The 13,126-nt window shown below is 52.9% G+C and carries 12 protein-coding genes; all 12 read right to left on the bottom strand.

Going from position 1 to position 13,126, the window contains the following annotated elements; all coding sequences use genetic code 11:
- Positions 1–1,109 (bottom strand): hypothetical protein (locus ABYV89_RS02010; protein WP_432821248.1); only part of this gene is annotated, 1,109 nt, incomplete at its 3' end.
- Between the two features lie 23 nt (positions 1,110–1,132).
- Positions 1,133–1,981 carry a HesA/MoeB/ThiF family protein gene (locus ABYV89_RS02005; RefSeq protein WP_432821247.1) on the bottom strand — a complete coding sequence of 283 codons (849 nt, stop codon included), beginning with the start codon at positions 1,979–1,981 and terminating at the stop codon, positions 1,133–1,135.
- Positions 1,982–2,102: 121 nt separating this feature from the next.
- Positions 2,103–3,311, bottom strand: coding sequence for a TIGR04063 family PEP-CTERM/XrtA system glycosyltransferase (locus ABYV89_RS02000; protein ID WP_432821246.1), 1,209 nt, complete (start codon positions 3,309–3,311; stop codon positions 2,103–2,105).
- A gap of 123 nt (positions 3,312–3,434) precedes the next feature.
- Positions 3,435–4,679, bottom strand: a complete 1,245-nt coding sequence (locus ABYV89_RS01995; protein WP_432821245.1) for a TIGR03087 family PEP-CTERM/XrtA system glycosyltransferase — start codon at positions 4,677–4,679, stop codon at positions 3,435–3,437.
- A 114-nt stretch (positions 4,680–4,793) separates the two neighbouring features.
- The gene (locus tag ABYV89_RS01990) at positions 4,794–5,207 is read right to left on the bottom strand and encodes a VanZ family protein (RefSeq protein WP_432821244.1); all 414 of its coding nucleotides are present in this window, start codon (positions 5,205–5,207) and stop codon (positions 4,794–4,796) included.
- Positions 5,204–6,229, bottom strand: a complete 1,026-nt coding sequence (locus ABYV89_RS01985; protein ID WP_432821243.1) for a FemAB family XrtA/PEP-CTERM system-associated protein — start codon at positions 6,227–6,229, stop codon at positions 5,204–5,206. The genes ABYV89_RS01990 and ABYV89_RS01985 overlap by 4 nt, the downstream gene beginning before the upstream one ends.
- Before the next feature lie 35 nt (positions 6,230–6,264).
- A complete protein-coding gene (locus ABYV89_RS01980; protein WP_432821242.1) occupies positions 6,265–7,164 on the bottom strand; it encodes an XrtA system polysaccharide deacetylase in 900 nt (299 codons plus the stop codon).
- A complete protein-coding gene (locus tag ABYV89_RS01975; protein ID WP_432821241.1) occupies positions 7,161–8,372 on the bottom strand; it encodes an XrtA/PEP-CTERM system-associated ATPase in 1,212 nt (403 codons plus the stop codon). The genes ABYV89_RS01980 and ABYV89_RS01975 overlap by 4 nt, the downstream gene beginning before the upstream one ends.
- Before the next feature lie 73 nt (positions 8,373–8,445).
- Positions 8,446–9,699 (bottom strand): TIGR03016 family PEP-CTERM system-associated outer membrane protein, encoded by a 1,254-nt coding sequence (locus ABYV89_RS01970; RefSeq protein ID WP_432821240.1) that lies wholly within the window; start codon positions 9,697–9,699, stop codon positions 8,446–8,448.
- Positions 9,700–9,789: 90 nt separating this feature from the next.
- On the bottom strand, positions 9,790–10,632 hold the full coding sequence (locus tag ABYV89_RS01965; RefSeq protein ID WP_432821239.1) for an XrtA-associated tyrosine autokinase: 843 nt from the start codon (positions 10,630–10,632) through the stop codon (positions 9,790–9,792).
- Between the two features lie 16 nt (positions 10,633–10,648).
- Positions 10,649–12,250 (bottom strand): XrtA system polysaccharide chain length determinant, encoded by a 1,602-nt coding sequence (locus ABYV89_RS01960; RefSeq protein WP_432821238.1) that lies wholly within the window; start codon positions 12,248–12,250, stop codon positions 10,649–10,651.
- A 67-nt stretch (positions 12,251–12,317) separates the two neighbouring features.
- A complete protein-coding gene (locus ABYV89_RS01955; protein ID WP_432821237.1) occupies positions 12,318–13,121 on the bottom strand; it encodes a polysaccharide biosynthesis/export family protein in 804 nt (267 codons plus the stop codon).
- Positions 13,122–13,126: the final 5 nt, after the last annotated feature.

The following is a 13,126-nucleotide window of genomic DNA, read 5'->3' as shown; positions in this document are numbered from 1 at the left end:
CCCTCTTTAGTGAAATGAAAATAGTCATAATAATTATTGAAACCTGGAGGAACCGCCTCTTGTAAATCAATCACTGCAATGCCAAGTGAATCGGCAACATTCTTCGCCGATTTGTTTATTAACCGCATACAGTCGCGCAATACACTAAAACTAAAATAAATTGTTACATTTTCGACGTAAGGCTCTCCCTGAGCACCGTCCCAAAACCGGCCCTCTTCTTCGGTCTTTATCTCTCGATCAAACCACGGCTGCAAAATCAGAAAGACCCGTTCTGACTTTTCCCGACACATTGTGAGAACCCGCCGAAGATTTTCTTCATAACGTTGAAGCATTTTTTCTGGATTCCCCATGTCATCACGAATCGCACTAGCATCCATTCTCATTTTTCTTAATTTCAGTAATCTGCTGCCAACATTTTTCTTTACAGTTTCTTTGCAAAAACATTTTCTGCATATGCCCCTAACACATTCAGTTGCCGCCATATCAGATATTCGCCAGCGGTACAGACGCCGCTGCCTGAGCCCAAAAAAGCTCTGATAATTGCGGGAACGACTTTCCCCGCTGTCGGGTGCACCATTCGCCAACCAGCGAACCACATCGCTCCCACCTACCATGCAAAAAACCATATCAAGCTGTTTGTACTGAGGAAGAATGGCCTCCAAGGTCATCGCCAAAGCGGCTGAATCAATCCCCGACTGAGAAATATTGCCGACATGAACCGCAGAAGCACACAGCCTGTGAAGAGCTTCGGGCTGATCCAATTTCCGCTGTAATTCGGCTGTCCATCCCCAATGCGATCCGAGGTAATAACATTCAACGGCACTACCGCCAACGGCAAGAGCGCGCCAGAATTTTCTTTTCGGAGGTTCTGAACCTATTTCTCCCTGGGAGTTAACCACCAAATTACACACGGCTGGAATACCTTGCAATGCGCGCTGATCAATCTCCATGCGAATTTTCTGGTAAGGTTTCCAGACATAACTTCGACCATAATATTGGTAAAAAATCCGGAGTGAATACTCCAAAACCACTATCAAGCCAACCACCAGAAAAAAAATAACTGAAGAAAACCAGAGCATATTCAAATCATTGACCATAAGAATGATCATAAGATTGCTGGGGCGCATCGTTTCTATGTAGCATATTTTTTCCCCATCACCTTCTCAACCACCCCCTTAATCCGCTTCACGTTCCCCGGCTCAAAAGGTGACAGGGAATGCCGTCTGCGCATTCGACAAGTGAACGTATCGAACTCAACAAACCACGGATACTGGGCCAACCGCCCCTGCTCCGTCAGCATCTTCACCGCTTCAGCCACAATTAGACACCCGACCATATTAGTCACAAAATTCAGTGACGGCGCCGTGGCATGCACAAACTGCTGATCGAACGCCTTCACCTCATCCACCGACATCTCGGAAAGCGGCTTGAGGTCTTGCATCTTGTACTTATGCCAATACTTTTCGATCACACTTTCACAAGCGGACTTGCGATAATCAAAAGCCTGCACCCGACCTCCGGTAATGGTGGCATAGCCATTGACCAAAGGCACTTTCAGATCGCGAGCTGCCAGGTAAAGGAGTTTGGCCGAAGGACGGTCGGCATTCTGGATCACAATGCCCGCCCCCTGCACAAAAGAGATGGCGTTTTCGTTCGTCACCATGTCGATGACCGTTATTTCGATCTCGGCAAATGGGTTGATCTCCTTGATTCGTGCCGCGGCCGTCTCGACCTTAGTTTGCCCCAGGGTCTTGGATGTGGCGAAGAGCTGCCGGTTAAGGTTGGTCGGCTCGTATTTATCCATATCGAGCAGGCGGAATTTTTTCACCCCCCAACGAGCCAGCAGTTCAGCGGTAATGGCTCCGACCCCACCGATACCGGCAATGGCGAAGGTGGTATTGCGCACCTTTTCAAGCGATGCCTGGTCCATAAATAGACCGGTACGGGTAAGCATACCATGGATATATTCTTGTTCATTCATTGCTTCCTCCCATAGACAATAGCATTCCTTCCCTTGCAGCCTCGGAAGATACTGTATTTCTCACTTTGATACTTTACCCCTTTCCTGGCTTTTCGAATTTTCCGTGGCCCCATCTTTTCAGTCAGGGCCGGGTGACGGATCGGTAAATATCCTGATACACCGCTGTGGTCCTCCCCCAAGCGTGATGCTGGCTCACCCATTCCCGCCCCTGCCGCTGCAGGGCCTCCCGGCGCTGCCCATCGCCCAGCAAACCGGCAAGTTCGGCCGCCAGAGCAACGTCGTCTCCCGCCTTGAACAGCACCCCTGTTTCACCGTGACGGATCAGTTCTTTGTGCCCGCCAACATCGCTGGCAACCAGCACTTTGCCCATGGCCATGGCCTCCAATGGCTTGAGCGGCGTCACCAGTTCAGTCAGGCGCATGGAATGGCGGGGATAGGCTAGGATATCGATCATGGCATAGGCACCTGGAACCCGGTCATGGGGGATTCTACCGGGCATAAGCACCCGGTGCCCGAGTTCGAAGCCCGCAATCAACTGTGCCAGGTCCCCTTCCACCTCCCCACCGCCGACCAATAACAACACAACACCCGGATCGGTTTTGGCTATTCGGGCAAAAGCCTTAACCAGCAGATCGAGGCCCTCATAACGATAGAACGATCCGATGAAGCCAATGACTTTTTTGCCAGCCAGGTTCCATTCACGCAGGTATTCGGCATCGGGCGGACAGGGTTTAAAATCATCAAGATTGACCCCATTGAACACCGGAGTGATTTTACCCGCCGGGATATAACGACTGACCAGATCGTTCTTGAGGCCGTTGCACAAAATGGCCACGTGATCAACGCGGGTACAGACCATGGTTTCTATGAGCTGGGTCAATTTGTATTTCCAGGACCCTTCGGCGTAAGTGCCATGATCGACAGCAGCATCTTCCCAAAAGGCGCGGATTTCATAGACCACCGGCAACCCCAGCTTGCGCCCGGCCCACAACGCTGGAATGGCATTGAGAACCGGCGAGTGAACATGAATGATATCAGGCTGTTCAATCTTAGCAACCTCAAGAATTCGCCGTGATAGCACATGCATCAGCCAGGCTTCGCTAGTGAATGCTCCGGGCAAGTGGCGAGTGGCGCCGCTACGATAGTAGGTGAAACCGTTAATTTCTTCTTTCAGTGAGGTATCGCCATTCCAGCTCTCTTCGTGTTTGGGCGAGGTGACAATTACCGGGGCATACCCCATGGCACGCTGGGCACGGAAAAGACTCTGGCTACGAAAGGTGTAGCCGCTGTGCAGAGGCAGGCTGTGATCGAGAACGTGGAGAATCTTCATGACATTGAACCCTCAAGGCGATGATCTTTTTTGGCCGCGGAATGCACCGACCTGATTTCTGTTCCGTCCAGGCTTTTCTTGTGTACCGCGGATCGACTGATTTCATCCGACTTTTTTAACAACTCAGATTAAAAGCCGCTCCAGCTTTGCCATATTAACGGCCCAATCGTAATTCGCTACCACAAACTCCCGGGCGCTCTGACCAAGACGGAGTCGACTCGCTTCTTCATTCAGCAATCCGGTCACCGAGCGGATAAACTGTTCGGCGGTGTTGGCCACCTGAAGGTGTTCACCGTCAATCGCCTGGATGCCGGCGTTGGCCTTTGAGGTGGTCACCACCGTCTTACTCATGGCCATCGATTCGAGGACCTTGTTCTGCACCCCCCGCGCCAGCCGCAGTGGGATGACGCAGATATCGGCCGCCTGGTAATAGGGGCGCACGTCATCGACAAAGCCGGTAACAGTAATCCCATCAATGGCGGCCAACTCACGGACAGCGGGGGTGGGATTGCTGCCGACAATAGTGAATCTCACCTCCGGGAACTCCGCTTTCAAAGTCGGGTAGATCTCGCGACAAAACCAGCAGACACCGTCAACGTTGGCGTGGTAATCCATGGCCCCGGTAAAAACAATCGTAGGGGCACCGCCTGCTTCGCCCTGCACCTTTTTGGCATCGGAGTGAAGGACACTGGCGTCACTCAGGCGGGCATCGAAAAATTCGAAATCGACACCGTTGGGAATCACGGCGAGCTCCGCTGCGGATGGGCAAATCCGCCGAAACAGCGCAGCCTCGGCCTCGGAAATCAACACCGAGTGGTCGAACTTATGGTAGACCCGCTGTTCGTAAGCGGCCAGCCGGCTGTTTTCAAGCCGGTAGATCCGGTCCATGGGGAAACGGGCTTCCTCGGCGTATTGAATCCACTTGTCCGAGTCGACGTCACAAAAATCCATGATGAGCTTGGGTCTGCTTTCCCCGTCTCCCGAGTCAAAGAGTCGTGACCGGAATACGTATTCAGCCATGGTCGAGGAAAAACAGAGCACGGCGTCATAGCCGCGCTCTTGCAGCCAGAGATCAAAGCAGGCCTGCACGTTGCGCTGGTAAAAATAGCCGACGGAAATGCTCTGCCCCAGCGCCAAAGAGAGTCCCCCTCTGAGTTTGGCCCGGGTCTTGTTGAGGGGATAGATCGCCACACGCGCACAGATCCCTTCGAGATCGGCCGAGTATTTCATATCGTCGGGCTCGTCAGCCAGGCAGAGCAGGTCGACCTCATGCCGCAGCGCCAGATACCGCACCTCGTTGTACGAGCGGATCTTGTCCCCCTTGTTGGGGGGATAGGGAATGCGGTGACAGAGGTAGAGTATTTTCAAAGCAGACCCCTATAATCTTTCTTATCCACGGTAGCACGGGAATTCAGCTTCGCTATTGACCTTTCCCCTGCCAACTTTCCGTGCCCTTTGTGGACCAATTACCTTTATCCGCTTCTATCTCGGTAATCCTGTTGAATGCGTTGGATGTGACTTTCTCGTCGCCCACCAGAAACCCAGCGTCCCCAGAACAGCTCCGAGCAGGTTCAGCAGCACGTCGAGAAGTGACGCGTAGCGCCCTGGAACAAACATTTGGTGAATTTCGTCGAACAGGCCATAGCCCAGGGTGATGCCGAGGCAGAGCAGCACGTTTTTCCAACTGGCAAGACCGCCCTTTACAATAGCCCGCAGCCAGAGCACCTGCAGCAGAGCAAAGAGCGGGATATGCAGCAGATTCTGCAGTTTTGGGTCAAGTGCCGTCAGGATTTTGAGAATCCCGTCATCGACCTCTCCCGGAACGGAGGAAAGGAGAAAAATGGCTCCCATCAATACAACGGGAGGCGCAAATGCTTTCAAGAACGGACTGTTCACGCCAAGTACTTCGCCAGCGGCGGCCCGACGAGTTTGGTCAGAGCCAGGGGCATCCGCCGCCATATTTCAATCTTGCGCCGGTATCTGGGATTGGTCGGGCTGAGATTCGGCAATTGCGAAGCCCCGATCAGGCGATACTGGTAAGCCAGGGGGGTCGGTTCGAATCCCCAGTGCGTCTTGAAGCTGAAGGAACCGGTATCGACTTTACTGCGGCCGTAGTCAAACACCCTGCAACCCCGCTCGCAGCCCCGCTTCATCAGCTCCCAGTATTTGAAGTCATTGGGACAGAGCCGGCGGTATTCCCACAGCGACCCGGCATAGTAGGGCATGACCCGGTCTTTGAAATAGAAACTCAGCACGCAACCGATCGGCACACCTTCCCTGCTCCGGACCACCATCACTTCAGCGTCATTCCCAAACACATCGAGAAACGCCCGAAAAAACCGTTTGGGAAAAATCGGCGTACCAAGCTGCCGATAGCTGCGGGCCATGACTTCATAAAAATCGTCAAATTGATCGTTGCCGAAATAAGTCATGAGACCTTCGCTGATCCCCTTGCGAACTGCGGCTCTCGACTTGCGCGGGATTGCCAGCAGGTTGTCTTCCGGCGCGGGAAGAATCTCTTTGCTGAAATTGTAATAGAGATTTTTGGTCAGCAGGCCATCGATGGCGGTCTTGTTTTTAAGCTCCACATAATCGCAGGCCAGCTCCTCCCCAATTTGAAAAGCTCGCTCGAGAAGCTTCGCTTCAACCTCCGGACGATCCGACAGGGGGCCGCCAAGTTCAGCGAAGGGGGCGGAAACCAGAAAATGCCCGAACAGTCGGCTTCGAATCTGAAACAGGGGTAAAACTCCTGAGATTCGCCCCTGATCTGCGGCCAGCAAGTAGTAGCTCGAATGTCCGAAGGTTTGATCTACCACCTGCTTCCACTTGGTGAGATGAAAAATGGTGCCGTCGGGATGACTGCAAACATATTCGTCCCAAGCTTTTATATCCGCGCCGGAAAGAAGGCGTATTTCCATCATTTTCCCCTATATCGTCGCGAAGGATTGCCGCCTCACAACTGCAATCCTTCGCATATCGGCCCGAAGCTGAAATCAGATACCAGTCGCCGGAAGCGGCCCTCGGTCTTGTTCAGATTAAGGTAATGCCGAAAACGACTTTTCAATCCAGCTCCCTCCATGCGTGGCTGAGCAGGATCAAATTCCCATGGGTGCAGATAGAAAACGAACGGCTTACCCTCGGTGTGATTAATGCGCTGCAGCCCCAATCGGGTCAGTGGATAAGGAAAGAGTCGAAAATAACCGCCACCAGCAATCGGAAGATTTTTCCCGCCTATCTGCACGGTGGTAATGGGCAGTTCAACCAGGGTCGGTTCTCCGATCGATGATTCACCCGGTTGCCAGCTGCCGTCGGCGGTCTTCACGGTCGATCCGGCGAAACGGGGCCAGTCGGGCATACCGTAAAAATCGTGCTGAATCGGAAAGATGCTGGAATCGTAACGGTACCCGGCTGCGTACAGTTCGTCGAAGGCCCAGGGGGTTTTGCGCGAAATCGAGTAGCTCGGAGCCCGGTAGCCGAGAACTTCGCAACCGGTTAGATCTTCAAGGTGGGCTTTGCTGCTCCGGATATCCTGGCGGAATTCCTCCTGCGACAGCAATCCAACCCGCTGATGGCCATAACCGTGACTGCCCACCTCATGCCCCCCGGAGGCGATGCGTTTGACCAGTTGGGGACAACGTTCAGCGACCCAGCCGAGGACAAAAAAGGTCGCCTTGACCCCAGTCGCATCAAGAATAGTCAGCACCCGCTCGGTATTGCCCTCAACCCGCAACTCACGAGAACCCCATGAGGCCGGCGGCGATACTTGCTCGAAAGCGGAGACATGAAAGTAGTCTTCGACATCGATACTGAGAAAGTTGGTGATTCTTGGGCCTTCAGGGGTCAGCCCTATCACCCCCTCCTCCCGAACAAACGCTTTTTCGGCAGTGCCCCGGAAGCGGAAGCGGCCGGAGTCGGCGATGTCGGGCGGCCATCGACCGCCGCATCCAGCGGTTTGGTCGAAGAACCCGTTGCATCTTTCGCGGCGGCCGATGAAGCGATCAACCCGTCGAGCTGGCGACAGATGCGCGCAAGGGCAGACTCGATGCGGCCGATATCACCCGAATGCCGCTCCGCAAGCCTATTCAAAAGATCTGCCTGAACAGCCAACCGTTTGGCGATCCAGCCGTCTCCTTCCTGCACGGCGTCGAGGCAGTTCAACCGCTGTTCGAAACGCAGGAGCCGATCCGCCATCCCTTCCTGGTCGTCTCCTGTGACAGAACGCTGGCCCGGAGAGGGACTGATCGAATCGAGATGACGATCCCAGGAAACATCGCCAATCACCTCGTCGACCAGATCACGAGTCAACTCCCGGGTCCCTTCGACAAAAGCCGCCAGCAGCACGAAATCGCAGAACACGTTGATAAGCCGGGGGATGCCGCCACTGTATCCATAAAGGATATCGAAAGTACCGTCGTTCCAACGCAGGGCATTGCGGTTTCCGGCCATGGCCAGCCGGTGATAAACGTAAGCTTCGCTTTCCTCTCGAGTCAGGGGCTGCAGGTGACAATGGATGCTGATCCGTTGCCGCAGTTGCCGCAATTCGGGGCAGGTGATGATTTTTTTAAGTTCGGGTTGCCCGACCAGGATGATCTGCAACAACTTGAAACTATCTGCCTCGAGGTTGGACAACAGACGTATTTCTTCGAGGATCGTCGGAGTCAGGTTCTGCGCCTCGTCAACAATCACCACCGCCCTTTTTTGACGGGCATGCAAGCCTATCAGGTGGTCGTTCAGGTCACGCACCAGCGCAACCTTATCTTTTCCGACAACCTCGAGGCCGAAATCCTCGTTGATCATGGCGATCACCTGCTTTGAGGTAACGCGGGTGTTAAAGACCATGGAAAGGGCGATATCGGCCTCAAGGTTATTGATGATGTCGCGGATAATGGTGGTCTTGCCCGAGCCCACTTCACCGGTCAAAAGAATAAAACCCGCCCGTTCCTGAAGGCCATATTTAAGATAATTGATCGCCTTCTTATGGGACTGGCTGTTGAACAGAAATCGGGGATTGGGAACCAGTTCAAACGGTTTGGTATTCAGACCGAAATATGACTCATACATGCAATGTCCGCGATAAAAGGGTTAGGCTGAAACGGTTAGATTGAACCATCCAACGGCCGACTCTTACGGCCTGCTACCAGCTCAACACCACCTGGGCAAAGATGATATTGCTGGTGTAGTTGTTGTCCTGGATATCCGAATCGTTGCGGTTCCAGGTGTACCCCAGGGCAAACCGTCCCAGGCGCATATCGTGATAGAATTCCACGCGCGCTCCGTAGCGGTCATAATCTTCTGTTTCAGCTTTTTCGTAATCGGTATAGTTCAGTGACCAGGCGACACCCTTTTTGTTAGTAATCGGCAATTCGCCCGCCAGAACGGCCCCCATTGAGTCATCCTGGCGTTGAATCTCGATATAATCATCCCGGGATTTAAACAAAGTGAGCGAAGCCTTGGCGCGATCAGCATAACTGTAATAAGCCGAGTAGCGCTTCTGCTCACGGGCACCGTTTTCAACCGAATCGGAAATATCCTCCTGATAGGAAGTGCCCACAGAAACGGTGCGGGAGAGCTGGTAATCAGCCCGTCCGCCAAGCAGGGTCGAGCTGGTTTCGCCGCTGTAATCGTAATCGAGCCAGGCTCGGCCGACATTGCCGCCGAGAGTAAACTTCTCCGTCACATTCCAGAGCAGGTTGAGGCGGGCATCTGTGCGGTCGTATTCTTCATCGCCGATATCCTCGAGAACCGAACGACTGGCGTCTCTGGGCCGATACTGGGTATAGCCGCCATATAGAATGGCCGAGATCCGTGGGCTGATCTCCTTGGTCAACTGAAGAGAATAGCGATGGGTTTCGGCATCATCTCCTTCCTCCGCCCGGTACCAGACATTTTCGTACTGGTAGTCAAAACGTGCTTCCAGAGTCCGGAGCGGGTGCAGCAGCAGATAGGGGTTGACAATTAAGCGGTTGCGATCGGTGAGATTGGCCAGCTTGTTGTCAAGCCCCCCCTTATCCCCTTCGTCAATCGGGACCCGCTCGTAACTGTCGGAGACCCGCAGAAAAAGAGCATTTTTGTAGAGCGACCAGGTCGAATCGAAGCGAGCTCCCTGGCTCGGCCGGAGTTCGTCCTCGTTACTGTTGTGCAGGTATTTTTCGTATTCCAGGCCCAGGTTCAACGAAAGCTCGACGAACCGCGTCTCCCAGTTGAGGTTGATCGACGGCCGCACGATGGTGATGAAGTCGCTTTCCTCGTCGCGGGCCGTCAGGTAGATATTGTCATCGTACTCTTGACGCAAAGAAAAGCCCGGCGTTAGCCGAAATTCGGCCCATGCCGAAGAAGAGACGAGCAAGATGGCAGACAGCACCGCAAAAATAATTCTCGAGTGTTTCATAACAAGGGACCTCTTGGACCAGTAAAGGGGATCGGCTGAACGTGGAAGACTGTCAATCTTCTGCATTCAGCCTGCGCTTCAGCCATCGTCTCACTTATACCCGTAGTATCCGTAATATCCGGATTTCCCCCCTGAGGTGACCTGGCTCATGCCGTTGCAGACCACACCGAGCAGGTTGTGATTTTTCAGTAACCCCAGAGCCTTGGTGACCTTGTCGACCGAGGTATACCCTTCGCGCACGACAAAGAGGACTCCACCTACAACGTTGGCAATAAACTGTGGTTCGGCGAAAGGCAGCAGCGGGGTGGTGTCGACAATGAGGTAGCGATCCGGGTAACGATTTTTAATCTCAAGCAGGATGTTCTGCATACGGTTTGAGGAAAAGAGTTCCACAGGATTCGGCACCATCCGGCCGGCCGGCAGGACCGAAAGCTTGCCGATCCCGGTTTTCACCAAAACATCGCCGACATCAATGCCGTCAAGCACACAGTCGGTCAAACCGACAGTGGCTTCCATATCCATATATTTCATAATCGTGGGCCGGCGGATATCGGCTTCGACCAACAAAACCGTGTGGTCGAACTCCTGGGCCAGGGTGATGGCCAGATTCAAAGACGTCAGTGTTTTGCCTTCGCCGCCAATCGCGCTGGTGACCATAAGTGATTTGTCAAACCGGCCAAGTTGCGCCAGCTTAACGATCGAAGACTTGAGTTTGCGGTACTGTTCAGACGCCGGAGTGTTTTCACCGGTAGCCGTTACCAGAAAAGGATTTTTGATTACAGCGGGAGGAATCGAGGCAAACGCCTCGTAGCTGGAAGTACGATGCAAAGCAGGAGTGACCTGCGAAGCAGAATCTTCGATGCCGCCCGTATCAGAGGACATGCCTTCTCTTTTTTGTGCGGCCAGTTCAATGGCCTTTTCGATCCGACTCATGTCAATTCATCCCCTTCTAACTAATCAGGCCAACCATGTCGGCAACCAACTTGTCGAGGCGCAAATGGCGTATGACCTGATCAACATATTGCAACCCCAGCAGGTCATGCCCGACCATGGCCATTACAAAAAACAAGCAGAATCCCGCGTATGAATAAACAGCGAGGTCTTTTTTGCGTTCCAGGCGAGCCTCAAATTCACTATGCATGAGCGGAATCTCAGCCAGCACAGCCACCCCCAGTGCACGCAGGGCATCGGAATCTTTCACTGTATCGTCAAGTTTCACCAGAATTGCCACTGCGCCCAAGCCGGCTCCAAGCCCGGCAAAGAGCCCCATGACCATCATAACGACACGCTTGACACCCACTGGAATAAATGGAAGGATTGCCGGATCGACAATCCGGAAATTGCCCGACCGGTCGGAAACCTCCATGTGTTTTGAAACCTCGGAAATCCCGACCCGCTCGAGAAGTGTTTCATAAACATTCCTGTTCATGGCTCGCTCCCGTTCCATGTCTGCGAGCTTCTTCTTATCTTCAGGGAAGTTTGCCAGGATCCTCTTGTTGCTGTCGACCTGTAAGACCAGTTCGTTTTCCCTGGCCTCCAACGCATTCAGATCAGACTGGGTAGCATTCATCCGCATTTTCAGATCGACAAAAATCGGATCTTCGAGCGGGTTGAATGAGTCTACCATCGACGCGCTATCCTGACCGGCCTGTTTTTCCTGCCGCTTCTGCATCTCGGCAAGTTGCTCCCTGAGTTTAACCACAGTCGGATATTGTTCATTGTAAACCAGAAGCAGTTCGTCGATTTTGGCCTGTATCGCTCCAATGCGCACATCCCCGCCTGCTACGCCAGACATATCGAACAACGCGCCGCCGCTCGAAGCCATCTGCTGCATCATCTTGATTTGCTCGCGTATCGTCTTCAAGGTCGCGAACATTTCATTTTTTCTCATCCTGAGACCTTTGAGCTCTTCTTCATAGACCTTGATTTCTTCGATGATCGAGGCCTCGGTCACAGTGGAAAAAATACCGGTTTCTTTTCTGAACTGGTTAATCCGGCCTTCAATGACATCCAGCTTGTCTTTGTAGAATGTCACCTGCTCGGACACGAACCGGTTGGCGCCAAAGGAGTCTTCCCGCTTTGCCGAAAGGTTCTCCTCGACATAGGTAGTGACCAGGGCATTGATGAAATCCCTGGCAAATTTAGGTTTAGGGTCAACAATCGAAACAAAAAAAAGATCGTCCCCCTTGACGCTTATCTGGGTTTCCTCCTGGCAATATTTGATCAGCTTTTCAAACTCTTCTGGCGTTCCGGCGACAACATCCATGTCCAGCCCTTTGAGAACACGCAAAATCATATCCCGGCTGAGGATCTCATAACGAAGCACCCGGATCCGGTCCCCCATCGACGGCGTCACGGTCAGCCCTTTCAACAGGTTGTTCACAATACTTTTTTCGATAAAGACCGTACTTTTAGCCTCGTATTTTTCGGGGACGAAAAAACTTCCGGCAACAATCAACACCGCCGTCGATGCCGCAATAAGCAGAAACAGATATCTCCGGGAGTAAAGCGCGTGAAGATATTTTTTAATCTGAAGAATCGGAGAATCCATTTTTCACCTGTCTGTAGTTTAAATCGTTAGGCTGAAGACTTGGCCCATCCTCTTCCTTCTGCCCGTCCTAAAACATGCCTTCTTTGACGATCACGTAATCACCGCGTTTAAGCTCGAGGTTCTGGTTCCATTTGCCTTCTTTCATCAACTGGTCCATGTTGATCTTGATACTTTGACGGTCATCACCGCTCTTGCGCAAAATCAACACGGCACTTTCCTTGGCAAACTTGGTAAATCCCCCCGACTCAAGGATGGCATCCAGAATCCTCAGGCCGTCCCGGTAAATGATGTACTGGGGCGTATTGACGGCCCCGACCACATAAACCTTGTTCAATTCATTCGTTGGCAAGAACAGGATATCCTCAGCCTTGAGGTCAATATCTGCGGCAAGATTACCATTGTCAAAAAGGTCGTGGAAATCGACTTCAATCTTATCGCCCCCACGCATGATGTAAGCTCGCATCAAGTCGGCATTTCCGATCCCCTCGAGACTGCACAACAGCTTGAAGAGGGAGGTTCGCCCCTGAAGACTAATGACCCGCGGTGGCACCCCACCGCCAGAAATGTAGATGCGGTTATTGGTAATGCCTGCCACCGTCACTGTAACGATGGGGGTTTTCACGTATTTGCCAAGAACCTTGGTCAACGCCTTCCCGAGTTCAGCCGGCGTGAGCCCTGAAGCCTCCACGTCACCGACCGCCGGAAGGGTGATTTTACCGTCAGGACGCACCACAATATCGACACTGAGTTCGGGGGAGCCCCAGACAGCGATACTCAAGCCATCCCCATCACCAATGACATAATCCCCCCCCCATGCGAAACTGGAGCAACAGACAAGGGCCAGCGACAGGCTAACAATCAACTTTTTCATTTGGG

It is taken from the genome of Trichloromonas sp., assembly GCF_041583255.1.
Lineage (GTDB): Bacteria > Desulfobacterota > Desulfuromonadia > Desulfuromonadales > Trichloromonadaceae > Trichloromonas.
This window is presented reverse-complemented; position numbering and strand designations above follow the sequence as displayed.

Coding starts and splice junctions, on each gene's coding strand:
- ABYV89_RS02005 (WP_432821247.1), bottom strand. CDS start 1,981: ATGAATGAACAAGAATATATCCATGGTATGCTTACCCGTACCGGTCTA.
- ABYV89_RS02000 (WP_432821246.1), bottom strand. CDS start 3,311: ATGAAGATTCTCCACGTTCTCGATCACAGCCTGCCTCTGCACAGCGGC.
- ABYV89_RS01985 (WP_432821243.1), bottom strand. CDS start 6,229: ATGGAAATACGCCTTCTTTCCGGCGCGGATATAAAAGCTTGGGACGAA.
- ABYV89_RS01975 (WP_432821241.1), bottom strand. CDS start 8,372: ATGTATGAGTCATATTTCGGTCTGAATACCAAACCGTTTGAACTGGTT.
- ABYV89_RS01970 (WP_432821240.1), bottom strand. CDS start 9,699: ATGAAACACTCGAGAATTATTTTTGCGGTGCTGTCTGCCATCTTGCTC.
- ABYV89_RS01965 (WP_432821239.1), bottom strand. CDS start 10,632: ATGAGTCGGATCGAAAAGGCCATTGAACTGGCCGCACAAAAAAGAGAA.
- ABYV89_RS01960 (WP_432821238.1), bottom strand. CDS start 12,250: ATGGATTCTCCGATTCTTCAGATTAAAAAATATCTTCACGCGCTTTAC.
- ABYV89_RS01955 (WP_432821237.1), bottom strand. CDS start 13,121: ATGAAAAAGTTGATTGTTAGCCTGTCGCTGGCCCTTGTCTGTTGCTCC.